At 74.4% G+C, this 24,268-nt stretch carries 12 protein-coding genes; 1 reads left to right on the forward strand and 11 read right to left on the reverse strand.

Features of this window, described 5'->3' with window-relative positions:
* Window positions 1-60: 60 nt before the first annotated feature.
* The 4 genes from glgB to BX266_RS22790 form a co-directional block, all read right to left on the reverse strand.
* Complete coding sequence (glgB, locus tag BX266_RS22775) at window positions 61-2,544, reverse strand: 1,4-alpha-glucan branching protein GlgB (protein ID WP_099902609.1); 2,484 nt, start codon at window positions 2,542-2,544, stop codon at window positions 61-63.
* 87 nt (window positions 2,545-2,631) lie between these two features.
* Window positions 2,632-4,119, reverse strand: coding sequence for a maltokinase N-terminal cap-like domain-containing protein (locus tag BX266_RS22780; protein ID WP_259464805.1), 1,488 nt, complete (start codon window positions 4,117-4,119; stop codon window positions 2,632-2,634).
* A 270-nt stretch (window positions 4,120-4,389) separates the two neighbouring features.
* Window positions 4,390-6,105 carry a maltose alpha-D-glucosyltransferase gene (gene treS / locus BX266_RS22785; RefSeq protein WP_099902611.1) on the reverse strand — a complete coding sequence of 572 codons (1,716 nt, stop codon included), beginning with the start codon at window positions 6,103-6,105 and terminating at the stop codon, window positions 4,390-4,392.
* Entirely contained in the window at window positions 6,102-8,057 is a 1,956-nt protein-coding gene (locus tag BX266_RS22790) for an alpha-1,4-glucan--maltose-1-phosphate maltosyltransferase (RefSeq protein ID WP_099908189.1), read from the reverse strand. The genes treS and BX266_RS22790 overlap by 4 nt, the downstream gene beginning before the upstream one ends.
* A 958-nt stretch (window positions 8,058-9,015) precedes the next feature.
* On the opposite strand from BX266_RS22790, the gene glgP reads away from it, so the two are divergent.
* On the forward strand, window positions 9,016-11,697 hold the full coding sequence (gene glgP, locus BX266_RS22795) for an alpha-glucan family phosphorylase (RefSeq protein ID WP_099902613.1): 2,682 nt from the start codon (window positions 9,016-9,018) through the stop codon (window positions 11,695-11,697).
* 87 nt (window positions 11,698-11,784) lie between these two features.
* Here glgP and BX266_RS22800 read toward each other — a convergent pair whose 3' ends face one another.
* The 7 genes from BX266_RS22800 to BX266_RS22830 all read right to left on the reverse strand — a co-directional run bounded on the left by BX266_RS22800 (window position 11,785) and on the right by BX266_RS22830 (window position 24,227).
* The gene (locus BX266_RS22800; RefSeq protein ID WP_099902615.1) at window positions 11,785-13,527 is read right to left on the reverse strand and encodes an ABC transporter ATP-binding protein; all 1,743 of its coding nucleotides are present in this window, start codon (window positions 13,525-13,527) and stop codon (window positions 11,785-11,787) included.
* Between the two features lie 73 nt (window positions 13,528-13,600).
* Window positions 13,601-15,331 carry an ABC transporter ATP-binding protein gene (locus BX266_RS22805; protein WP_099902617.1) on the reverse strand — a complete coding sequence of 577 codons (1,731 nt, stop codon included), beginning with the start codon at window positions 15,329-15,331 and terminating at the stop codon, window positions 13,601-13,603.
* A gap of 154 nt (window positions 15,332-15,485) precedes the next feature.
* Window positions 15,486-17,438 (reverse strand): discoidin domain-containing protein, encoded by a 1,953-nt coding sequence (locus BX266_RS22810; protein WP_099902619.1) that lies wholly within the window; start codon window positions 17,436-17,438, stop codon window positions 15,486-15,488.
* A 162-nt stretch (window positions 17,439-17,600) separates the two neighbouring features.
* Window positions 17,601-19,247, reverse strand: a complete 1,647-nt coding sequence (locus BX266_RS22815; RefSeq protein WP_099902621.1) for an allophanate hydrolase — start codon at window positions 19,245-19,247, stop codon at window positions 17,601-17,603.
* Window positions 19,244-22,807, reverse strand: a complete 3,564-nt coding sequence (gene uca / locus BX266_RS22820) for an urea carboxylase (RefSeq protein WP_099902622.1) — start codon at window positions 22,805-22,807, stop codon at window positions 19,244-19,246. The genes BX266_RS22815 and uca overlap by 4 nt, the downstream gene beginning before the upstream one ends.
* Entirely contained in the window at window positions 22,804-23,421 is a 618-nt protein-coding gene (locus BX266_RS22825) for an urea amidolyase associated protein UAAP2 (RefSeq protein WP_099902624.1), read from the reverse strand. Before BX266_RS22825 ends, uca begins: the two co-directional genes overlap by 4 nt.
* Window positions 23,418-24,227 (reverse strand): urea amidolyase associated protein UAAP1, encoded by an 810-nt coding sequence (locus tag BX266_RS22830; protein WP_099902626.1) that lies wholly within the window; start codon window positions 24,225-24,227, stop codon window positions 23,418-23,420. The genes BX266_RS22825 and BX266_RS22830 overlap by 4 nt, the downstream gene beginning before the upstream one ends.
* Window positions 24,228-24,268 lie beyond the last annotated feature (41 nt).

Here is a 24,268-nt window from a genome sequence, read left to right on the forward strand (position 1 = left end):
GTGCCGTTGCGGCCGGACGGGGTGCGCCCGTCCGGCCGGTCGGAATCCTCCGACGGGGTGTCAGCGGGCCGGGCGGAGCCAGACGGTGGCGAGCGGGGGGAGGACGAGTTCGGCGGAGCGGGGCTGGCCGTTCCACTCGGCGGGCTCGGACTTCACCGGGCGGGAGTTGGCGATGCCGCTGCCGCCGTACTGCTCGGCATCGGTGTTGAGGGCCTCTTCCCAGAGCTGCTCGGCGCCCTCCAGGCGGGGCAGGCCGACCCGGAAGCCGTGGCGGACCACGGGGGAGAAGTTGCAGACGGCGACCAGCGGGGAGCCGTCGGCGGCGTGCCGGACGAAGGCGAGGGCGTTGTCCTCGGCCGCACCGCCCTCCAGCCACTGGAAGCCGGCCGGGACGGTGTCCTGCTCGTACAGGGCGGGGGTGGCCCGGTAGACCCGGTTGAGCTCGCCGACCAGCCGCTGGACGCCGCGGTGGTCGGCGTGCGCGGGCCAGGCCTCGTCGAGCACCCACCACTGCGGGCCGTGCTCGTGGTCCCACTCCGCGCCCTGGGCGAACTCCTGCCCCATGAACAGCAGTTGCTTTCCGGGGTGGGCCCACATGAAGCCCAGGTAGGCGCGCTGGTTGGCGCGCTGCTGCCACCAGTCGCCGGGCATCTTGGAGACCAGCGCCTGCTTGCCGTGCACCACCTCGTCGTGCGAGATCGGCAGGATGTAGTTCTCCGAGTAGGCGTACACCATCGAGAAGGTCATCTCGTTGTGGTGGTACTTGCGGTGCACCGGCTCCTTGGACATGTAGACCAGCGAGTCGTGCATCCAGCCCATGTTCCACTTCAGGCCGAAGCCCAGGCCGCCGCTGTCGGTGGGCCGGGTGACGCCGTCCCAGGCGGTGGACTCCTCGGCGACCGTCAGCACGCCCGGGCAGCGCCGGTACACGGTGGCGTTCATCTCCTGCAGGAAGGAGGCCGCGTCCAGGTTCTCCCGGCCGCCGTACTGGTTGGGGGTCCAGGCGCCGCCCTCGCGCGAGTAGTCGAGGTAGAGCATCGAGGCGACCGCGTCCACCCGCAGGCCGTCGACGTGGAACTCCTCGCACCAGTACACCGCGTTGGCGACCAGGAAGTTGCGGACCTCGGTGCGGCCGTAGTCGAACTCCAGGGTGCCCCAGTCGGGGTGCTCGGCGCGCAGCGGGTCGGCCGGCTCGTACAGCGGCTCGCCGTCGAACCGGGCCAGGGCGAAGTCGTCCTTCGGGAAGTGCGCGGGCACCCAGTCGACCAGCACGCCGATGCCGTGCCGGTGCAGGGTGTCGACCAGGAAGCGGAAGTCGTCGGGGCTGCCGAGCCGGGCGGTCGGGGCGTAGAAGCCGGACACCTGGTAGCCCCAGGAACCGCCGAACGGGTGCTCCATCACCGGCATGAACTCGACGTGCGTGAAGCCGAGTTCCTGCAGGTAACCGGGCAGCTCCGCGGCGATCTCCCGGTACGAGGTCAGCTCCGGCCGCCAGGAGGCGAGGTGGAGCTCGTAGACCGACATCGGGGCGCGGTGGTGCACGGTGCGCGCGCGCTCCGCCATCCACCCGGCGTCCTGCCACTCGTAGCGCGAGACGGTCACCACCGAGGCGGTGTCCGGCGGGCACTGGGTGGCCCGGGCCAGCGGGTCGGCCTTCTCCAGCACCCGGCCGGAGCGGGTGAGGATCTGGTACTTGTAGGTCTCGCCCTCTCCGATCCCCGGCACGAACAGCTCCCAGACGCCCGAGGAGCCCAGCGAGCGCATCGGCTGCGCGGTGCCGTTCCAGTGGTTGAAGGAGCCGATCACCCGCACCCCGACCGCGTTCGGCGCCCACACCGCGAACGCGGTGCCGGCCACCCCGTCGACCGTGCGCAGGTGCGAGCCGAGCGCCTGCCAGAGCTGCTCGTGCCGGCCCTCCCGGATCAGGTGCAGGTCCAGCTCGCCCAGCGTCGGGGCGAACCGGTAGCCGTCCTCCTGGGCCAGCGGCTCGCCGCCCGGGTAGGTCACCCGCAGCGTGTAGCGCGGGAAGCGCTGCCCCGTCAGCAGGCCGGTGAACAGGCCGTCCTGCTGGTGCGTCAGCTCCGCCGGGCCGAGCTCGGTCTCCACCACCACCCGCTCGGCCAGCGGCCGCAGCACCCGGATCGCGGTGCCCTCCGGCAGCTCGTGCGCGCCCAGCAGGGCGTGCGGGTCGTGGTGCGCGCCGGAGACCAGCCGCTCCACCTCGGCGGGCGGCAGCGGCGCCTCGGGCAGCCGCAGCGCCGAGCCGCCCTGCGGCCGGCGGGCCGGCTCCGGGAGCGCGGCCGCCGGGGCGGCGCCCGCGCTCCGGGCGCCCTGGGCGGCCGCCCGGGTGGGCGGCTTCGCCGCGGACCGGTCGGCGGAGCGGTCAGCGGCCTTCCCGGCGGGCTTCGCGGGCGCCTCCGGGGCGGCCGCGGACTTCGCGGGGGCCCGCCCTGCGGCCCCCTTGGTGCGCGGGCCGCTGCGGAACGTGGCCGGGACGGCCGGTTGGCGGTCGGCGGACGGGTCGAGCGGACCGAGCGGGGTCACGGCGGAGTCCTCCTGAGGGGTACCTGCTGCTGGGACGGCGGGGGAGAGGGGCCGCCCGGCCGCCTCGGGGGCGGCCGGGCGGCGGGGTCAGACGGAGTCGGCCAGCCGGTTGATCGCGGCCAGCGGGATCGGCAGCCAGCTCGGCCGGTGCCGGGCCTCGTACACCACCTCGTACACGGCCTTGTCGATCTCCAGGGCGCGCATCAGCTCCGGCGTCCCGGTCGGGTCGACGCCGCCGCCCGCGGTGTACCCGGCGCAGTACGCGGCCCGGTTGCGGGCCGCCCAGGCCGAGGCCAGGTGGGCGAGCTCCGGGTCCTGGCCGGGGGAGCCGGCCAGCAGGTGCGCGGCCGCGTAGTCGAAGGAGCGGAGCATCGCGGCGACGTCGCGCAGCGCGGGCTGCGGCAGGCGGCGCTCGGCCAGCGGCTTGGCCGGCTCGCCCTCGAAGTCCAGCAGCACCCAGCCCTGCGGGGTGCGCATCGCCTGGCCGAGGTGCAGGTCGCCGTGGATGCGCTGCACCAGCAGCCCGTCCAGGTGAGCCTCCGTCAGCTGCTCGAAGGCGGCCCGCAGCGCCGGCCGGTAGCGCAGCAGGCCGGGCACCGCGGTGACCGCGGAGTCCAGCCGGTCGCCCATCGCACCGGCCAGATCGGCGAGCTTCGCCCGGTCCAGCCGGGCGGTCGGCATGGTGCGCGCCAGCACCCGGTGCACCTCGGCGGTGGCCCGGCCCAGCCGGTGCGCCTCGATCGCGAAGTTGCCCGGCGACGGGTCGCCCTTCAGCCGCGCGACCTGGTCGAGGGCCAGCTCCCAGCCGTCCTCGGCGTCCGGCAGGTAGCGCTGGAGCAGCCCGAGGGTGGCCGGTTCGGAGCGCTCCAGCCGGCTCTCGAACCAGGCGGCGACCCGGGGGATGCGGGTCGAGCCGGCCCGGGACAGCGCCAGCGAGAGCTCCAGGTCCGGGTTGGTGCCGGGGCTGATCCGGCGGAACAGCTTCAGGATGAAGGCGGTGTCGTAGATCACCGAGGAGTTGGACTGCTCCGCGGTGGACGCCCGCCCCGGCAGGTTGCCGGGCAGGCCCGGGCCCGGGGTGCGGCGGAACGACAGCGAGCCGAACCGGTCGCCGGTCGCCAGGTGCTCCAGCAGACGGCCCGTCAGCTCCGGGTCGTGCACCGCGTCGTACAGCGTCGCGCCGTCGTAGGTGCCGCCCGTCAGCCGGCCCAGCACCGCCATCGGGCCGACCGTCGCGGGCTGCTCCGAGCGGATGCCCAGCAGCAGCTGGTAGACGTCCCCCGGGCCGGCGGTGGCGCCGCCGTGCTCGACCCGCAGCAGCAGGTGCAGCAGGGCCGGGTCGCCGACCTGCAGCGGCGTGCCGACCACCGGGGTGAGGGCGGCGATCGGCCGCCCCTTGCCGGCGTACCAGCGCTGGGTGGGAAGCCACTCGGCGATCAGCGGCATGGCCGCCTGGACCAGCTCGCTGACTCCCGCGGCGGTTCTCCGGACCCCCGGCGCCCGCGTCCCGACCGGCCCGGGGGCGTCGGAGGGCTCGCGGTGCACGTGGGCTTGAGAACGGGAGGGTTCGGACATGACTCCCTTTCCCCGGAAGCGGGCGACTGCCCGACGAATCGTGGCCGGGCCCTTCAGTCTTCCGGATTTCGGCGGCGCGGCGGCGACGGCACGCGAGCAGCGGGCTCGGTGTCACGCCTTCGTGTGGGTGGCCGTTGGGCTGTTCTCCGTACGCGGTGGTGCGAAGACCTCCGGGGGCGCGCGAATCGCTCGCGCGCCCGCGGAGGGTGACGTCCCGATCGGGGCCTGAGGGATCGTTACTTCGTGGACGTGCTGCAGCGGCTCCCGCCGCTACCTGCCGGACTGCTTGGTCTGGGACTGGCGCAGCTGGAACCAGTAGAACCCGTGGCCCGCCAGCGTCAGCAGGTACGGCCACTCACCGATGGTGGGGAAGCGCACGCCGCCGATCAGCTCGACCGGGTAACGCCCCCCGTACTGCCGCAGGTCCAGCTCGGTCGGCTGCGCGAACCGCGAGAAGTTGTTCACGCACATGACCAGGTCGCCCTCGTACTCGCGCACGAAGGCCAGCACCGCGGGATTGCTGGAGGGCAGCTCGGTGTAGCTGCCGAGGCCGAACGCGGGGTTGAGCTTTCGGATCTCGATCATGCGACGCGTCCAGTGCAGCAGCGAACTCGAACTGCTCTGCTGCGCCTCGACGTTGGTCACCTGAAAGCCGTACACCGGATCCATGATGGGCGGCAGACTGAGCCTGCCCGGGTCGGCGGACGAGAAACCCGCGTTGCGGTCCGGCGTCCACTGCATCGGGGTGCGCACGCCGTCCCGGTCGCCCAGCCAGATGTTGTCGCCCATGCCGATCTCGTCGCCGTAGTACAGCACCGGGGACCCGGGCAGCGAGAGCAGCAGCGCGGTGAACAGCTCGACCTGGTTGCGGTCGTTCTCCAGCAGCGGGGAGAGCCGGCGGCGGATGCCCACGTTGGCCCGCATCCGCGGGTCCTTCGCGTACTCCGCGTACATGTAGTCGCGCTCCTCGTCGGTGACCATCTCCAGGGTCAGCTCGTCGTGGTTGCGCAGGAAGATGCCCCACTGGCAGCCGGAGGGGATCTCCGGGGTCTTCGCCAGGATCTCCGAGACCGGGTAGCGGGACTCCCGCCGGACCGCCATGAAGATCCGGGGCATCACCGGGAAGTGGAACGCCATGTGGCACTCGTCGCCGCCGGAGCCGAAGTCACCGAAGTAGTCGACCACGTCCTCCGGCCACTGGTTGGCCTCGGCCAGCAGCACGGTGTCCGGGTAGTTGGCGTCGATCTCCTTGCGGACCCGCCGCAGGAAGTCGTGGGTCTCCGGCAGGTTCTCGCAGTTGGTGCCCTCGCGGGCGTAGAGGTACGGCACCGCGTCCAGCCGGAAGCCGTCGATGCCGAGGTCCAGCCAGAACTTCAGCGCCGCCAGCACCTCCTCCTGGACCCGTGGGTTGTCGTAGTTGAGGTCCGGCTGGTGGCTGAAGAACCGGTGCCAGTAGTACTGCTTGCGGACCGGGTCGTACGTCCAGTTGGAGCTCTCGGTGTCGACGAAGATGATCCGCGCGTCGGGGTACTGCTTGTCGTCGTCGGCCCACATGTAGAAGTCGCCGTAGGGGCCGTCCGGATCGCTCCGGGAGGCCTGGAACCACGCGTGCTGGTCACTGGTGTGGTTCACCACGAAGTCGATGATCACCCGCATGCCGCGGGCGTGCGCCGCGTCGACGAACTCCACGAAGTCGGCCAGGTTGCCGAACTCGGGGAGCACCGACTGGTAGTCCGAGACGTCGTAACCGCCGTCCCGCAGCGGGGAGTTCATGAACGGGGGGAGCCAGAGGCAGTCCACACCCAGCCACTGGAGGTAGTCGAGCCGCGAGGTGAGCCCCTTGAGGTCACCGACGCCGTCGCCGTTGCTGTCCTGGAACGAGCGCACCAGCACTTCGTAGAAGACCGCGCGTTTGAACCACTCGGGGTCGCGGTCCCGGGCGGGGGTGTCGGCGAAGGTGTCGGGGACGGGCTCGTTGACTGTCACTGCGGGTTCCTCCGAACCGTGAGGAGGTGGGCCGGCCCGGAAGAGGGATCGAGCCGGACGTAGTTGTGACGGCCCCAGGCGTAGGTGGCGCCGGTCAGCTCGTCGTGCACCGTCAGCGGCCCCGGCGCGTCGAGCGTCACCGTGGCCTCCTGGACGTGGTGCGGATCCAGGTTCACCACGCAGATCACGTGGTCCTCCAGGCCGTCCTCGGTGACGGCGGTCTTCGAGAACGCGAGGATCCGCTCGTTGTCGACGGGGTGGAAGCGCAGGTCCCGCAGCTGCTGGAGCGCGGGATGCCGCCGGCGCAGCCGGTTCAGGGCGGTCAGCAGCGGCGCGAGGGTGTCCTGGCGGGCCCAGTCGCGCGGCCGCAGCTCGTACTTCTCGGAGTGCAGGTACTCCTCCGAACCGGGCTTGGCCGGCTCGTTCTCGAACAGCTCGAAGCCCGCGTACACCCCGTAGCTGGGGGAGAGCGTCGCCGCCAGCACGGCGCGCACCGCGAACGCCGCCGGGCCGCCGTGCTGCAGGTACTCGGGCAGGATGTCCGGGGTGTTGGCGAAGAAGTTCGGCCGCATGTAGGCGGACGCCTCGCCGGTCAGCTCGGTCAGGTACTCCGTCAGCTCGGCCTTGGTGTCCCGCCAGGTGAAGTACGTGTAGGACTGGTGGAAGCCCACCTTGCCCAGGGTGTGCATCATCGCCGGGCGGGTGAACGCCTCCGCCAGGAACAGCACGTCCGGGTCGGTGCGGGCGATGTCCGCGAGGACCTTCTCCCAGAAGTTGACCGGCTTGGTGTGCGGGTTGTCGACCCGGAAGATCCGCACCCCGTGGCCCATCCAGAACCGCAGGATCCGCACCGTCTCGCGGACGATCCCGTCGAAGTCCTGGTCGAAGTTGACCGGGTAGATGTCCTGGTACTTCTTCGGCGGGTTCTCCGCGTAGGCGATGGTGCCGTCCGCGCGGTGGCTGAACCACTCCGGGTGCTTCTGCACCCACGGGTGGTCCGGCGAGCACTGCAGCGCGAAGTCCAGCGCCACCTCCAGGCCGAGCGCCCCGGCCTCGGCCACGAAGTGGTCGAAGTCCTCGATCGTGCCCAGGTCCGGGTGGACCGCGTCGTGCCCGCCCTCCGGGGAGCCGATCGCCCACGGCGAGCCGACGTCCCGCGGACCCGCCGTCAGGGAGTTGTCGGGGCCCTTGCGGTGGGCCCGGCCGATCGGGTGGATCGGCGGCAGGTACACCACGTCGAAGCCCATCGCGGCGACCGCGGGCAGCCGCTCGGCGGCCGTCCGGAAGGTGCCCGACACCGGGGGCTCGACGCCCGACGGGTCGACCACCGCGCCCTCCGAGCGCGGGAAGAACTCGTACCAGGAGCCGAACAGCGCCCGCTTGCGGTCCACCTGCAGCGGCTGCGAGCGGGTCGCCGAGACCAGCTCGCGCAGCGGGTAGCGGGCCAGCAGCGCCGTCACCTCCGGGTCCAGCGCCGCCGCGTAGCGGCTCAGCGGCGGCAGGCCGGAGTCGCGCAGCGCGTCGACCGCGGCCAGCACCTGGGCCCGGCCGTCCTTCTTCGGCACCCCGCCGGCCGCGCGCTCCAGCAGCTGCGCGCCCTCCTCCAGCACCAGCGCGGTGTCGATCCCGGCCGGCAGCTTCACCGCGGCGTGCTTCTTCCAGGTCGCCACCGGGTCGCCCCACGCCTCCACCAGGTACGACCACCGGCCGGGCGCGGTCGGCGTGACGTACGCGCCCCAGCGGTCGCTGCCCTCGGACAGCTCGCGCATCGGCGTCCACGGGCCGGAGCGGCCGCGCGGGTCGCGCAGCACCACGTTGGCGCCGACCGCGTCGTGGCCCTCCCGGAACACCGTGGCGGAGACCAGGAAGCGCTCGCCCTCCACGGCCTTGGCCGGACGCCGACCGGCGTCGACGAGGGGGGTGACGTCAAGCACGGGGATGCGGCCGATCACGGTGTCGCTCTCTGTCGTCTTGCGGGTGGGGCGGGCGGCGGCGCGCTTGGCGGCCGGCCGCGCGGGGGACTTCGCGGGGGGTGCGGGGGCGGGCGCCCCGTCCTGGGTCGAACTCACTTCGGCCGAAGCCGATCTGACGGTGGTGGTCCGTTTCGCGGCGGCCTTGCGCGGGGTGCCCGCGGCGCGCTTCGCGGCCGGTTCGGCGGCCTTTCTGCGGGCCGCGCCGACGCGCGGCGCCGGCACCGGGGGTTCCCCGACCGACGGTGTGTCAGCTGCGTCGTCCGTCGGCACCGTGGACTGGTCCCGCGTGTCGCCGTGCATGCCAAGCTCCTGCCCGAGATCGGCGGCAGCTCCCGCGGCAGCGGCGCCGCAGGAGTACCGGGAGGACTACTGGGTGAGGAAGGACGCGCGACCGGAGCCTGCCCGTGCCGACGGACCCGGCAACCCCGCCCGTCGTCCGGCCGCGCGGCGCCGCGCCGAGCCGAACGCACGTGTCCCGGCGCGCGTCGCATCGGTGCACGCCCCCGCGTGACCCAACCCACCGGAAAACGACGGGCCAGGTAACAAGGACACGCGGGGACACGGCGACTGCGGCCGAACGGGCTAAGGAATGTGAGGGTTCGTCAAACAGGACATGCACCGGTCGAAGGCAGCAGGGAGCGACCACCCGATCGCGTACCGCAGCACCCACGACCTTGTTGCATCCTCGCACCACGGGCAAGGGCTACGTGTGGGTAGGCGCGCGGTTTCAGCCGGTATGCAACGGCGAAACAGACATCCGAAACACCTACGTCCCCAGAAGTTCACACCTGACGGCGCGTCTTTTCCCAGCGTGCGCCCCTCGTGCGCCGGCATTTGCCACCACGCGCCTGAAACGATCTCAACACTGCTCCGAACGGGTGCGCTGTCTGCCGGTTGACGCCCCATCAGGCGCACATCCGGGTCTACGCTGCAAGCCGTGAAGGCAATCCGCAGATTCACCGTCCGCACCGTCCTGCCCGAACAACTGCAGCCACTGCACGAGCTCGCGCTGAACCTCCGCTGGTCCTGGCACCCCGAGACGAGAGAGCTGTTCCGCTCGGTCGACCCGGACGTCTGGGCCGCCGTCGGAGAGGACCCGGTCCGACTGCTCGGCGAGGTGCCCGCGGCCCGGCTCGCCGCGCTCGCCACCGACCGGCGCTTCCTGCGCCGGCTCGGCGACCTGGCCGACGAACTGCGCGACTACCTGACCGGCCCGCGCTGGTACCAGTCCTCCGCCGACCGCACCGACCACGTCGAGCTGCCGGCCGGCATCGCCTACTTCTCGCCCGAGTACGGCATCGCGGCCGCCCTGCCGCAGTACTCCGGCGGCCTCGGCATCCTGGCCGGCGACCACCTCAAGGCCGCCTCCGACCTCGGCGTCCCGATCATCGGCGTCGGACTCTTCTACCGGCACGGCTACTTCCGGCAGTCCCTCAGCCGGGACGGCTGGCAGCAGGAGCGCTACCCCCTGCTCGACCCCGACGCGCTCGCCGTCACCCTGCTCCGCGAGGCCGACGGCGCCCCCTGCCGGATCGACCTCGCGCTGCCCGGCGGCCGCACCCTGGCCGCCCAGGTCTGGCGCGCCCAGGTCGGCCGGGTCCCGCTGCTGCTGCTCGACTCCGACGTCGAGGCCAACAGCCCCGCCGAACGGGACGTCACCGACCGCCTCTACGGCGGCGGCAGCGAGCACCGGCTGCTGCAGGAAATACTGCTGGGCATCGGCGGCGTCCGCGCCGTCCGCACCTACTGCCGCCTCACCGGCCACCCCGAGCCCGAGGTCTTCCACACCAACGAGGGCCACGCCGGGTTCCTCGGCCTGGAGCGGATCAGCGAACTTACCGGAGCCCACCCGGACCTGGGCTTCGCCGACGCGCTGGAGGCCGTCCGGGCCGGCACCGTGTTCACCACCCACACGCCCGTGCCGGCCGGCATCGACCGCTTCGACCGGGACCTGGTGGCCCGGCACTTCGGCGGCGACGCGGCGCTGCCCGGCGTCCCCGTCGAGCAGGCGCTCGCGCTCGGCGCGGAGAGCTGGGCGGGCGGCGACCCCAAGCTGTTCAACATGGCGGCCATGGGCCTGCGGCTCGCCCAGCGCGCCAACGGCGTCTCCACCCTGCACGGCGCCGTCAGCCGGGAGATGTTCCGCGGCCTGTGGCCGGGCTTCGACGCCCCCGAGGTCCCGATCACCTCGATCACCAACGGCGTGCACGCCCCGACCTGGATCGACCCCGCGGTGGTCCGGCTCGGCGCCACCGAGATCGGGCAGGAGCGCGCCGAGGAGGCGATGGCGGTCGGCACCGCCGCGCAGTGGACCGGCCTGGAGCGGATCGGCAACTCCGAGGTCTGGGAACTGCGCCGCGCGCTGCGCGCCCAGCTGGTCGAGGAGGCCCGGCGCCGGCTGCGCGCCTCCTGGAAGCAGCGCGGCGCGGGCGAGGCCGAACTCGGCTGGACCGGCACGGTGCTCGACCCGGACGTGCTCACCATCGGCTTCGCCCGGCGGGTGCCCTCGTACAAGCGCCTGACGTTGATGCTGCGCGACCCCGCGCGGCTGCGCTCGCTGCTGCTGCACCCCGAGCGGCCGGTGCAGATCGTGGTGGCCGGCAAGGCGCACCCCGCGGACGACGGCGGCAAGCGGCTGATCCAGCAGTTGGTCGCGTTCGCCGACGACCCCGCGGTGCGGCACCGGATCGTGTTCCTGCCGGACTACGACATGGCGATGGCCAAGGCGCTGTACCCCGGCTGCGACGTCTGGCTGAACAACCCGCTGCGCCCGCTGGAGGCGTGCGGCACGTCCGGCATGAAGGCCGCGCTGAACGGCTGCCTCAACCTGTCCATCCTGGACGGGTGGTGGGACGAGTGGTACGACGGCCAGAACGGCTGGGCCATCCCCACCGCCGACGGCGGCACCGGGGAGGGCGTGCTCGACCCGGAGAGCAAGGAGGCCGAGCGGCGCGACGACATCGAGGCCGCCGCCCTCTACGACCTGATCGAGCACCAGGTCGCCGCCCGCTACTACGACCGCGGCGCGGACGGCCTGCCGCACCGGTGGATCTCGATGGTCCGGCACACCCTGGTGACGCTGGGCCCGAAGGTGCTCGCCGGGCGGATGGTCCGCGAGTACGTCGAGCGGCTGTACCTGCCGGCCGCCGCGGCCCGGCGCGACCTGGCCGGCCCGGCGGGCGACTACACCGCGGCCAAGGCACTGGCCGGCTGGAAGGCGTCGGTCCGCGAGGCCTGGCCCGCCGTCCGGGTCGAGCACGTCGAGGCGGACGGCGTCGGCGAGGCGCAGGAACTCGGCGCCACGCTCGCGCTCCGGGTGCAGGTCGCCCTCGGGCGGCTGCAGCCGGACGACGTCGAGGTGCAGGTGGTCTCCGGCCGGGTCGACGAGAGCGACCGGATCTCGGAGGCGACCACCCTCGCGCTGAAGCCCGCCGTGGGCGGACCGGACCTGGAGGGGCGGGTCCGCTACGAGGGCCACCTCGAACTCGCCCGCACCGGCCCGTTCGGCTACACCGTCCGGGTGCTGCCCGCGCACCCGCGGCTGGCCTCGATCGCGGAACTGGGCCTGATCTCGGTGCCCGCGGAGATCGGCGGCATGGACGCGGGCGTGCTGCGCTGAACCGTTCGGAGGCCCCGGGGCGAGGACCCCGGGGCCTCCGGCGTGCGGTCCGGACGGCAGGTCGGGCGGCCAGGTCAGGACCGCGGGTCAGGACGGCGCGTCGGTGCGCCAGGAGTTCCACAGCCTGGCGTACGGGCCGTCCGCGGTGAGCAGGTCCTCGTGCGGGCCGAGGTCGGTGAGGCGGCCGTGGGTGAGGACCGCGACCCGGTCGGCGTCGTGGGCGGTGTGCAGCCGGTGCGCGATAGCGATGACGGTGCGGCCGGTCAGCGCGGCGGCGAGGGCGCGCTCGGTCTGCCGGGCGGCGGTCGGGTCGAGCAGCGCGGTGGCCTCGTCCAGGATCAGGGTGTGCGGGTCGGCGAGGATGACCCGGGCCAGCGCGAGCTGCTGGGCCTGAGCGCCGTTCAGACGGGTCGCGGCGGGGCCGAGTTCGGTGTCCAGGCCGTCGGGCAGTTCGTGGTGCCAGCCGACCGAGTCGAGGGCGGCGGTCAGCTCCTTGTCGGCGGCGTCCGGGGCGGCGATCCGCAGGTTGTCGCGGAGCGTGCCGAGGAAGACGTGGTGCTCCTGGGTGACCAGCACCACCTGGCGGCGCAGACGGTCGGGGGAGAGCTCGGCGAGCGGGACGCCGCCCACCGTCACGGCGCCGGTGCGCGGGTGGTCGACGCCGGCCAGCAGCCGGCCCAGGGTGGTCTTGCCGGAGCCGGACGGCCCCACCACGGCCAGGCGTTCGCCGGGCCGCAGGTCGAGGTCCAGCCCGTGCAGCACGTCCGGCCCGTCCGGGTAGGCGTAGCGCACGCCGGTGACCCGGATCCGGTCGTCGGCGGGCTCGCGGTCGGCGCCGGTGGCCTGCGCGGGCACCGGCGCGGTGGCCAGGCCCTCGATGCGGGCGTACGCGGCGGTGCTGCTCTGCACCGCCTCCAGCAGGACCACCACGGTGTCCAGCGGCTCCTCCAGCCGCCGCAGGTAGAGCGCGGCGGAGACGGCCGCGCCGAGACTGATGGTGTGGTGGGCGACCAGCAGCGCGCCGAGCGGGAGCACCACGACCAGCGGGAGGGTGTAGGAGGCGTTGATCACGGCGAAGAAGCGCAGCCGCAGGCGCAGGGTGCCCAGCCGGGCGGCCCTGGCCTCCTCGACGGCGTCCCGGCCGGCGGCCAGCCGGCGCTGCTGCAGGCCGAGGGCGTCGACGGTGCGGGCGCCGTTCGCGGTGGCGGACAGGGTCTCGGCCAGTCCGGCGTTGGCGGCCCGGTCGGCCAGGTAGGCGGCGGGGGCGCGGCGCAGGTACCAGCGGGCGCCGAGGCAGATGCCGGCGACCCCGAGCAGCGCGCAACTGCCCAGCAGCGGGCTGACGGTGAGGATCGCGCCGATGATGAACAGGGCCTGGGCACACGCGATGAACAGCTCCGGCCCGGCGTCGCGGAGGGTCTCGCCGACGGCGGTGGCGTCGGCGGTGCCGCGCGCGGTGAGGTCGCCGGTGCCGGCCCGTTCGGCGGTCGAGGCGGGCAGCGCGAGCACCCGGTCGAGTAGCTGCTCGCGCACCCGGGCGGCCGCCCGTTCACCGAACGTGTGCGCCAGGTAGCGTGCTTGACGGTTGGTCAGCAGCTGGGCGAGGGCGCAGCCGAGCAGCAGCAGGCCGAGCCGGTCGATGTCGGCGGTGGTGGCGCCGTCGCCGACCCGGTCGATGATCCGGCCGAGCAGCCAGGGGCCGGCCAGGCCGAGCAGGGCGGCGGCGGCGTTCAGGGCGAGGACGGCGGCGAAGGCGCGGCCGTCGGCGCGGACCAGGGCGGTGGCGGCGCGCCGGACCTGGCGCGCGGTGGCGATCGGCAGGGTGCTCATGCGCCCGCCCCGCTTCGCCCGGCGGGGGCGTTCGCCCGCGCGCGCCTCGTGACTGCCCGCTCGCTCTGCCCGCTCACGAGGCCTCCTCGGTCGGGGTTCCGGGGCCGCGGAAGACCAGGGTGCGGTAGCCGGGCTGGGTGCGCAGGAGTTCGCGGTGGGTGCCGCTGGCGGCCACCTTGCCGTCGACCAGGTAGTGCACGGTGTCGGCCCGGTCGAGCAGGGTCGGCGAGGTGCTGGTCAGCAGCGTGGTGCGGCCCGCCCGGGTGGTGCGCAGCCCGTCGGCCATCGCGGCCTCGGTGTGGGCGTCCACCGCGGAGGTCGGTTCGACCGCCAGCAGCACCTCCGGGTCGGTGGTCAACGCGCGCGCCAGGCGCAGGCGTTGGCGCTGACCGCCGGACAGGTTGCGGCCCTCGGCGGCGATCGGGGCGTCCAGCCGGCCGGGCAGGGCGTGCAGCACGTCGAGCGCGGCGGCGGCCTCCAGGGCGGCGAGCAGGGTGTCGTCGGGGGCCTCGGTGCGGCCGCGGACGGTCTCCCGGAGGGTGCCCGCGAACAGCGTGGCCTCGTTCTCGGCGAGGGTGATCCGGGCCCGGACGGCGGCGAGCGGCAGGTCGGCGAGCGGGGCGCCGCCCCAGTCGGGGGTGGCCGTGGCGGCGGTGGCGGCGAGCCGGGCGAGGCGTTCGGCGACGGCGGCGGTGTCGGCCGGGCGGGCGGCGGCGAGCACCGTCAGCTCGCCCGGGGCGACCCGGACGCCGGACTCGTGGTCGGTCAACTCGGCTTCCGTGTCGGGGGCCCGGCCGGTTCCCGGGTCGGGTTCGGGCGGCAGGTTGAGGAAGTCGGTGACCCGGCGGGCGCACACCAGGGCGCGGCCGATGTCCTGCCCGTTCTCGATCAGGAAGTACACGGGGGCGACCAGCACCGCGGCGTACGCGAACACCGCGGTCAGCTGGCCGGGCGTCAGGTCTCCCTCGACGGCCAGCCGGGCGCCGAGCCAGGTGACGGCGGCGAGCAGCAGCAGCGGCAGCCCCGTCCCGAGCGCCTGGATCCAGCTGGTGGCGGCGCCCACCCGGTAGCCCTCGGCGCGCAGCCGCTGCGAGTCGGCCCGGTAGCGGGCCGCGAACTCCTCCTTGCCGCCGAGGCCGTTGAGCACCCGCAGACCGCCGGCCAGGTCCTCGAAACGGGCGGTCAGCCGGGCCTGCTGCTCGCGGAAGCGGGTCTCGGTGCGCTGCTGGCGGGCCAGCAGCGGCCGCAGCACCAGGGCCAGCGCGGGCAGGCCGAGAAGCACCACCAGGGCGAGCAGCGGGGAGAGCGTGAGCAGGATCGCGGCGACCGTCAGGTAGCAGACCAGGGCGCCGACGCCGGGCCCGATGAAGGTCAGGGCCAGCGCGATCCGCACCACGTCGGAGATCCCGATGGTGACCACCTCGCCCGCGGAGACCTGGCGGGGCAGTGCCGCGCCGAGCCGGACCCCGTGCCGGAGCACCACGGCGATGGTGCGGAAGGTGGCGTCGTTGCGGACCAGCGTCATGGTGCGGTGCCGCCACCAGGCCAGCACCAGGCTGGCCGCGCCCACCGCCAGCAGGGCGGCGGACCAGCCGAGCACCACGCCGGTGCGGCCGGTCCGCAGCCCGTCGTCGACGGCGCGGGCCAGCAGGTAGGGCGGCACCGTCAACCCGAGCATCCAGACGGTGCCGTACCAGGTGCCGGCCAGCGAGCGCCGCCGCTGGCTGACCACCAGCCACCACAGGAAGCGGACCGGGCTGCGGGTATCGGGGGCGCCGGGGTCAGCGGCAGTCGGGTCGTCCACGGAGCGAGGCTAACGGCCCCGGCCGGACCGGGTCGACAGGTTAAGACCCGCCGGCCGGGGCCCGACGGGGCGTCGGGCCGCGCCGAACGGGTTCCGGGGCGAACGCGGGCCGCGGCCGGGCCGCCGGGCGGGGGACCGGCCGCGGCGCCGCGAACTACGCCGAGTAGACCTGGAGTTCGGCGACCTGGCCGGCCGGCCAGCCGGTGTTGGCGGTGAACACCAGGCGCAACTGGCGGATGCTGACCGCGGCGGGGAGGGTGAGGGTCGCGGTGTTGCCGGTCGCCGGGTCGAAGGTGCAGGCGGCGGGGGCCAGCAGGCGGGAGAAGGTCGAGCCGTCGGTGCTGCCCTGCACCTCGACGGTCTGCACCCGGGTGCCCCAGGCGGAGGGCGGCGGCACCGACAGCACGATCCGGCGGACCGGCAGGGCGGCGCCGAGGTCGGTCTGCAGCCACTGCGGGAACGCGTTGTTGACGCTCTCCCAGTAGCTGTTCGGGTCGCCGTCCACGGCGTTGCCCGAGCCGTACACCTGGGTGTGGCCGCTCTCCGAGGTCGGCCGGTGCAGCGCCAGGTTGCCGGTCGGGACGCCGCCGGTGGTGGTCGCCGAGACCTGGTTGGAGGCGGGCGAGACGTTGCCCGCCTGGTCCAGCGCCTGCACGTCGAAGGTGTAGGCGGTCGCCGGGGCCAGGCCGGTGACGGTGAAGGAGGTGCCGGCGGTGGTGGCGGTGACCGCCCCGCCGGTGCGGATCCGGTAGCCGGTGACGCCCACGTTGTCCGCCGATGCCGTCCAGGCCAGCGAGACGGAGGTGTCGCTCCGGCCGGTCACCTGCAGGTTGCCCGGGGCGCTCGGCGGGGTGCTGTCGCCGCCCTGGCCCGGGTACGGCTGGGTCGGGCGGGCGGCGGTGAGGGCCAGCTGGCCCTTGAGCATCCGGCCGCCGTCGCCGGTCAGCCGCAGGTAGTAGTCCGAGGAGCAGGCGGTGCCGTCCTCGTCCAGCGCCAGGAACCCGGAACCGGCCGGCACCCAGGCCTGCGACTCGGCGGTCTTGGCGATCTGGTTGCCCTCGTTGTACTCGTCGAACATCGAGATGTACGCGGAGACGACGCCGGCCCGCGCCATGTTGTAGAACTGCCGCCACATGAAGTCGCCGTGCGCCCGCTGCCGGTCGCCGACCCCGCCGGGCAGCACGCACGGCTGGTAGTCGATGCCGTGCGCGTTGCACTCCGCGAGGTCCGGCACGGTGGCGACGTTGTAGAAGTTGTCGGCGTCGCCGGCGTTGCCGATCCGGCCGACCAGCCACGGCGAGAGCATGTCGAAGGCGTGGTAGACCTCGGAGAAGCCCGGCCGGGAGTCCCGGTCGCCGGTGCGCCACCAGGTCGGCACCCCGCCGATCACGTAACACCCCTGCGCCTTGAACCAGTTGACCACGTCCAGGCACTGCGCCGGGGTGAACGGGCGCTGGTTGTCGTTGAAGCCGAAGCCCCAGATGCACACCACCGGCCTGCCGTTCTGCCGGGCGTACGCGGCCGAGGCGGTGTGGGCGCGCATCTTGTTCGTCCAGTCGGACTTGATGTCCGTCTGCATCGTCGTCCAGTCGGAGACGTCGTACATGACGTAGAACTTCACGCCCTGCGACTCGGCGGCGCTGCGCACCCGGCCCGCCATCGCGTCCCGGGTCGGGCCCTCGCCGCCGGTCGGATTGAAGCGCTGCAGGGCGGCCGCGTCGATGCCGTACTGCTTCATCCAGCGGAAGTGCACGTCCACCGTGGACTGGTCGTAGGAGGAGAACAGCGCCGCCGGCTGCCCGTTGCCCAGGGCGGCGAACGCGGTGCCGTAGGTCTTCGGGTAGTCGCGGACGTCCGGCCAGGCCACGATCGCGCTGTTCGAACCGGACGGCGGCTGGCCCCAGTTGCGGGCCCAGTGCCACCAGCCGTTGATCGGCGCACCGTCGCCGGCGCAGGCGAACCAGCCCTGGTAGCCGACCGTCACCTTGCCCACCACGTCGCCCGGCGCGCTCGCCGCCGCGGCGGCTGGGGCCTCGACCAGCCCCACCGCCCCGGCCACTCCCGCCGCCGCGGCCGCCTGCAGGAACACCCGTCGTGTCACAACCATGCCGTTGCCTCCGCCCAAGTCGACCGACGCCTTGTCAGGTCCTCGACCCGACGACCCGGGATCGTAACCACGGTGACATGAGGCAGCAATATGTTGGACGTGGATTGCAAAAAATGGACGTGCTTGGGAAAGAGCTTGACCTAGGCGGCGCTTGGCGGGTCTTCAGGGGCATCGGTCCAGGTGGGCGAGCCAGCTGCCGGCCGCGGTGATGTCCGCCGCGCCGGTCAGCGCCGCGGGCTCGCAGAGGAACCCGGGCGCGCGGGAGCCGTCGGCCAGGTCGACCGGGCCGAGCGCCATCGGGTGCGGCAGCCCGGCGAGCAGCCCGCCCAGACCGGCGGCCGGCAGCTCCCACAGCTCGCCCGCCACGGCCGCGCCGTCCCCCTCGACCCGGACCAGCCCGGGTTTGGGCGGGACGGTGTCCAGCGCATACAGCCGGTAGCCCGGCGCGGTGCGCACCTCGCTCACGAACCGGCCGCCGAGGGCGGTGAGTTGACCGTTCAGCGGCTGGCCGGTGAGGTGGGCGCCGAACACCGCCAGGCGCACCGGCGGGGCGGTGAGCAGCCGGGCGAGCGCGCCGAGCCGCTCCTCGGTGCGGGCCGGGCCGACCAGCATCACGCCGAACGGCAGCCCGGCCACGCTGCCCGCGGGCACGGCGAGCGCGCAGAGGCCCAGCAGATTGGCCGAATTGGTGAACCGGCCGAGCCGGGCGTTGCTGCCGACCGGGTCCGCGGCCACCTCGGCGAAGGTCGGGTGCCAGGTGGTGGTGGGCAGCAACAGGGCGTCCGCGTCGCCGAGTTCGGCCAGCGCCAGGGCGCGCAGGCGGTCCAGCTCGGCCAGGTCGGCGTACAGCCGGTGGGCCGGGACGTCCCCGGCGGCGCGGACGATCCCCGCCACCACCGGATCCAGGCCAAGGTCGCCGCGCTCGGCCGCCGCCGCCACGAACTCGCCCACGGCGGCGTACCGTTCGGCCACGAAAGCGCCCTCGTAGAGCATCGCCGCCGCGGTGTCGAACGGCGTCAGGTCGAGCTCGCGCAGCTCCGCGCCGGCCGCCGTGAAACGGTCGGCGGCCGCGGTGAACGCCTCTGCCCAGCCGTTCGCCAGCCCGCCCAGCCGGTCGACGGCCGGGACGGCGAGCCGCCACGGGCCCGGCCGGCGGGCGGGCGGCGGCGCCCCCGGGTCGGCGATCAGCCGCAGCGCCGCCTCCGCCTGCTCGACCGTGCGGGCGAACACCGAGACGCAGTCCAGGCTCGCGCAGGCCGGGACCACGCCCGTGGTGGGCACCAGGCCCGGGGTCGGCTTCAGCCCCACCACGCCGTTCAGCGCGGCCGGCACCCGGCCCGAGCCCGCCGTGTCGGTGCCCAGTGCCAGGTCCACCAGGTCCAGCGCCACCGCCACCGCCGAACCCGAACTGGACCCGCCCGAGATCCGGCCCGGGTCGACCGCTCCGCGCACCGCGCCGTACGGGCTGCGGGTCCCCACCAGGCCGGTGGCGAACTGATCCAGGTTGGTGGTGCCGAGCACCACCGCGCCCGCCGCGCGCAGCCGGGCCACCACCGGGGCGTCCCGCTCGGGCCGGTACGCGTACGCCGGGCAGCCGGCCGTGGTGGGCAGCCCGGCGACGTCGATGTTGCCCTTCACCGCGCACACCGTGCCCGCCAGCGGCAGCCGCTCGCCGGCCGCCACCCGGGCGTCGACGGCGGCGGCCTCGGCCTCCGCAGCCGGCTGCGGGCGCAGGTCGATCCACACCTCCGGCCGGTCGACCGCGGCGATCCGCGCGTATGCCCGGCGGACCCGTTCGAGGGCGGTCATGCCAGCACCACCAGCGGGCTGCCCGCCTCCACCTGGTCGCCCGAGCCGACCAGCAGCTCCGCGACCACGCCGTCCCGGTCCGCGGTCACCGCCGACTCCATCTTCATCGCCTCCAACGCCATCAACTGCTGCCCCTTGCGCACCCGCTCGCCCGGTGCCACGTCCACCTTCCAGACGCAGGCGGTGAACTCCGCCTCCACCACGCTGCCACCCGGGGGCGGGGTGACGGTGCGGGGCGCGACGGGCGCGCTGCCGGCCGCCCGCTCCGCCCGGTCGAACTCGCCGGACTCCTCCCAGGCCTGCCGCTCGGCGTCGAACGCCGCTGCCTGCACCGCCCGGAAGTCCGCGATCGGCCCGGCGTGGTCCGCCAGGAACCGCAGGTGCTCGGCGAGCGCGAACTCGCCCTCCTCGATCCGGAGTTCGAACCGGCCGGCGGCCATGTCGGCGCGCAGCTCCAGCAGCTCCTCCGCCGACACCGGGTACCAGCGGATCCGGTCGAAGAACCGCAGCAGCCACGGCGCGCCCGGCGTGAACGGGCCGCGCTGCTGCCAGCCCGACCACATCTGCACCGTCCGGCCGACGAACTGGTAGCCGCCCGGGCCCTCCATCCCGTACACGCACAGGTAGGCGCCGCCGATGCCGACCGAGTTCTCCGCCGTCCAGGTCCGCGCCGGGTTGTACTTGGTGGTGACCAGCCGGTGCCGCGGATCCAGCGGGGTGGCCACCGGCGCGCCCAGGTACACGTCCCCCAGGCCCAGCACCAGGTACTCGGCGTCGAAGACCGTCCGGTACACCTCATCCACCGAGGCCAGGCCGTTGATCCGCCGGATGAACTCGATGTTCCACGGGCACCACGGTGCGTCGTCGCGCACGCCCGCGACGTACCGCTCGATCGCCTCCCGGGTCGCCGGGTCGTCCCAGGACAGCGGCAGGTGCACGGTGCGGCTGGGCACCACCAGGCGGTCCGCGGACGGCAGCTCCCGCTCGATCTCCCGTACCAGCGACAGCAGTTCCGCCACCGGCAGGACATCGGGATCGACGTGCACCTGGAGCGAGCGGATGCCCGGCGTCAGGTCCACCACGCCCGCGGGGCGCCGCTCGGCGATCCGCTCCGCCAGCGCGTGCACCCGCATCCGCAGCGCCAGGTCCAGCTGCATCGGGCCGTACTCCACCAGCAGGTTGTCGTCGCCGCTGCGCCGGTAGGTGACGGCCGGGCGGTCCTCGGCCGCCGGGGTGCGGTGCAGCACCCCGCCGTCCACGATCGCCGGGCGGCCGGCCCGCGGCGCGGCGGCGGGGGAGCGGCGCAGGTCGGCGGCGTCCGCGGCGGTCACCGGCAGGAAGCGGACGGTGTCGCCCGGCCGGAGCTGCCCGAGCTTCCAGCGCTGGCCGGAGACCACGGTGGCCGGGCAGACGAAGCCGCCGAGCGACGGTCCGTCAGGTCCGAGCAGCACCGGCATGTCGCCGGTGTAGTCGACCGCGCCGACCGCGTACGGGGTGTCGTGGATGTTGGACGGGTGCAGGCCCGCCTCGCCGCCGTCCCGGCGCGCCCAGGACGGCTTCGGGCCGACCAGCCGGACGCCGGTGCGGGCGCTGTTGAAGTGCACCGACCAGTCGGCGGCGTAGAACTCGGCGATGTCCTGCTCGGTGAAGAACTCCGGCGCGGCGTGCGGGCCTTCGACCGCCGGGAGCTCCCAGGCGGAGGTGAACTCCGGGCGGCACTCGACCGGCCCCGCACCCGGGCCGAGCGCCGCGGCGCCGCCGTGCAGCACGTCGCCGGTGCGCAGCGCCCGGCCGCCGTGGCCGCCGAACCCGCCCAGGGTGAAGGTCGCCGCACTGCCCAGGAAGTCCGGGACGTCGAAGCCGCCCGCCACCAGCAGGTAGCAGCGCAGCCCGGGGCCGGGCGGGGCCGGGACGTCCAGCAGCCCGCCCGCCGGGACCAGTACCGGCTCCCACTGCGGCGCCGGCCGGCCGTCCACCGTCACGGCCGTCGGCGCGCCGGTGACGCACACCCAGGTCGGCGCGGTGAAGCGCAGCGCCGGCCCGAGCAGCGTGCACTCCAGGCCCGGCGCGCCCTCGGGGTTGCCGAGCGCCCGGTTGCCGAGCCGGAACGACAGGTCGTCCATCGGCCCGCACGGCGGCACGCCCACGTGCCAGTAGCCGGTGCGGCCCGGCCAGTCCTGCACGGTGGTCTGGGTGCCGGCCCGGACCACCTCGATCCGCGGCGTGGGATCGGCGACCCGCGCCAGGGTGCCGGTGTGGTGCGCCGCGCCGGCCACCTCCGGCACCGCCGGGATCGCCCGGAGCAGGCCGAGGTTGGTCTCGATGCCGTGGATCCGGGTGCCGGCCAGGGCGTCGCCGAGCCGGGCGAGCGCGTCGGCGCGGTCGTCGCAGTGCACGATCACCTTGGCCAGCATCGGGTCGTACGCGGTGGTCACCTCGGTGCCGGTCTCCACCCAGGTGTCCACCCGGACGTCCGCGGGGAAGACCACCTCGGTCAGCAGGCCCGCGCTCGGCCGGTGGTCGCGGCTCGGGTCCTCCGCGTACACCCGCGCCTCCACCGCGTGCCCGCGTGGCGGGCCGGGCTCGCGGACCACCTCGCGCTCGCCGCGGGCCAGCCGCAGCATCCACTCCACCAGGTCGACCCCGAACACCGCCTCGGTGACCGGATGCTCCACCTGCAGGCGGGTGTTGACCTCCAGGAAGTACGCCTGCTGCCGGGCCGCGTCGTAGACGTACTCCACGGTGCCCGCCGAGCGGTAGTCCACCGAGGCGCACAGGTCGCGGGCGGAGTCGGCGAGTCGACGTCGGACGTGGTCGGGCAGGCCGGGCGCCGGGGCCTCCTCCAGCACCTTCTGGTTGCGGCGCTGCAGCGAGCAGTCCCGGTCCCCGAGGGTGACCACCCGGCCCGCGCCGTCGCCGAACACCTGCACCTCGACGTGCCGGGCGTGCTCCACCAGCCGCTCCAGGAACACCCCGGCGGTGGCGAAGCTCGCCGCGGCCACCCGCTGCACGCCCTCCCAGGCCTCGGCGAGCTGCGCGGCGTCCCGGCAGGCCCGCATGCCGATGCCGCCGCCCCCGCCGGTGGCCTTCAGCATCACCGGGTAGCCGACCGCCTCGGCCGCGGCCAGCGCGGTCGGCAGGTCCGGCAGCAGGCCGGTGCCGGGCAGCAGCGGAACGCCCGCCGCCTCGGCCGCCGCCCGCGCGGTGTGCTTGGCGCCGAACACCTCCAGCTGGGCGGGCGTCGGGCCGACGAACGCCAGCCCCGCGGCCTCGACCCGGCGGGCGAACGCGGCGTCCTCGGACAGGAACCCGTAGCCGGGGTGCACGGCCCCGGCGCCGGTCTCCAGCGCCGCCCGCAGCACCAGGTCCGCTCGCAGGTAGCTGTCCTTCGCGGCGGCCGGGCCGAGCCGCACCGCGTGGTCGGCCAGCCGGACGTGCGGGGCCGAGCGGTCCGGGTCGGAGAACACCGCGACGGTGGTCAGGCCGATCCGGCGGGCGGTGCGGACGATCCGGGCGGCGATCTCGCCCCGGTTGGCGACCAGCAGCGTGTCGAAGCTCATCGCGGGCCGCCCTCGGTGATCGTCATCCGGACCGGCGTCGGGTCGAAGCCGTTGCACGGGTTGTTCACCTGCGGGCAGTTGGAGACCAGGACCAGCACGTCCGTCTCGGCCCGCAGCACCACCCGCAGGCCCGGCGCGGAGATGCCGTCCACGATGCCGAGCGTGCCGTCCGCCTCCACCGGCACGTTCATGTACCAGTTGATGTTGGACACCAGGTCGCGCTTGCCCAGCCCGTGCCGGGCGCCCTCGGCCAGGAAGTTCTCCACGCAGGCGTGCTGCGACCAGGTGTGGTGGCCGTAGCGCAGCGAGTTGGACTCCTTCGAGCAGGCGCCAGCGATGGTGTCGTGCCGGCCGCAGTCGTCCGCCACCACGGTCATCAGCGGCGTGTGCTCGGTCGACATCAGCACGCTGCCCTCGCCCAGGAACACCGAGCCGGCCGCCTGCAGGGTGTCCGCGGCGCTGTAGCGCACCGCGGTGTCGTGCGCGTCGTACAGCAGGCAGTCGACGGCCTGGTTGCCGTGCAGGTCGGTGACGGTGAGCAGCTGTCCGCGGCGGACCACCGCCGACCAGGCGGCTCGGGCGGGCACGGTGGCGTCGAGCACGACGGTGGTCATCTGGCCCCCAGGGCAGCGGTGTTGAGGTGGGCGCGGAGGCGTTCCGGGGTGGCGTCCCAGTGCGGGTCGCCCGGGCCGGTCACCCCGCCGGGCACGGCGGTGACCTGCAGCGGGGTGCAGTGCCAGCCCGGTCGCGGGTCCAGTGGGTGCGCGGTGTTGGCCAGCAGCAGGGTGGTGTGCTGCTCCAGCCGCAGCACCACCCGGGCGCCCGGTCCGGCCGCGCCGGTGGCGTGCAGCGCGCCGTCCGCGTCGACCCGGACGCCGCGGAAGAAGGAGACCGGGGCGGGCAGGTCACGGGGCGTCAGACCGTGCTTGGCGGCCGCCAGGACGAGCAGCTCCCGCCCGGCCGGGGACGGGCCGTGCGCCGAACCGTCGCCGTAGCGGGCCGCGTTGCGCGCCGCGGTCGAGGCGCCGGCGAGGGCGTCGTGCCGACCCGAGGTGTCCGTCACCACGGTGGCGAGCACCCGGCCCTGGTCGGAGAGCAGCTGACTGCCCTCGCGCAGGTACGCGTTCCACTGGACCTTGACGGTGTCGGCCGGGTTCAACCGTTCCCAGGGCCGCCCGGTCACGAACAGCACCACCTGGGCGCACGCGTCGCCGTCCCGGTCGGTGAGCGTGACGTGCGCCCCGGCCGGCAGCGCCAGGTGGGTGTACCCGCCGCCCGCAACGGTCTCGGACCACAGCACGCCCGGCGGCGGGGGCAGCTGCGGCATGCACTCGACGACCGCGCCCGCCTGGGCCCGGGCATGGGCCAGGGCAGCCGCGGTGGTGGCGGTGCCGGGCCCGGCGTGTGGGATTTCTGTCATGCGACAGAAATTAGGGAGGGCCGGAGTCGCCGTCATTGCCC

It is taken from the genome of Streptomyces sp. TLI_171, from assembly GCF_003610255.1.
GTDB lineage: Bacteria > Actinomycetota > Actinomycetes > Streptomycetales > Streptomycetaceae > Kitasatospora.

Bases quoted from the DNA above. Each gene is read 5' to 3' on its own strand.
- BX266_RS22780 (WP_259464805.1), bottom strand. From the start codon at position 4,119: ATGTCCGAACCCTCCCGTTCTCAAGCCCACGTGCACCGCGAGCCCTCC.
- BX266_RS22800 (WP_099902615.1), bottom strand. From the start codon at position 13,527: ATGAGCACCCTGCCGATCGCCACCGCGCGCCAGGTCCGGCGCGCCGCC.
- BX266_RS22810 (WP_099902619.1), bottom strand. From the start codon at position 17,438: ATGGTTGTGACACGACGGGTGTTCCTGCAGGCGGCCGCGGCGGCGGGA.
- BX266_RS22815 (WP_099902621.1), bottom strand. From the start codon at position 19,247: ATGACCGCCCTCGAACGGGTCCGCCGGGCATACGCGCGGATCGCCGCG.
- uca (WP_099902622.1), bottom strand. From the start codon at position 22,807: ATGAGCTTCGACACGCTGCTGGTCGCCAACCGGGGCGAGATCGCCGCC.
- BX266_RS22825 (WP_099902624.1), bottom strand. From the start codon at position 23,421: ATGACCACCGTCGTGCTCGACGCCACCGTGCCCGCCCGAGCCGCCTGG.
- BX266_RS22830 (WP_099902626.1), bottom strand. From the start codon at position 24,227: ATGACAGAAATCCCACACGCCGGGCCCGGCACCGCCACCACCGCGGCT.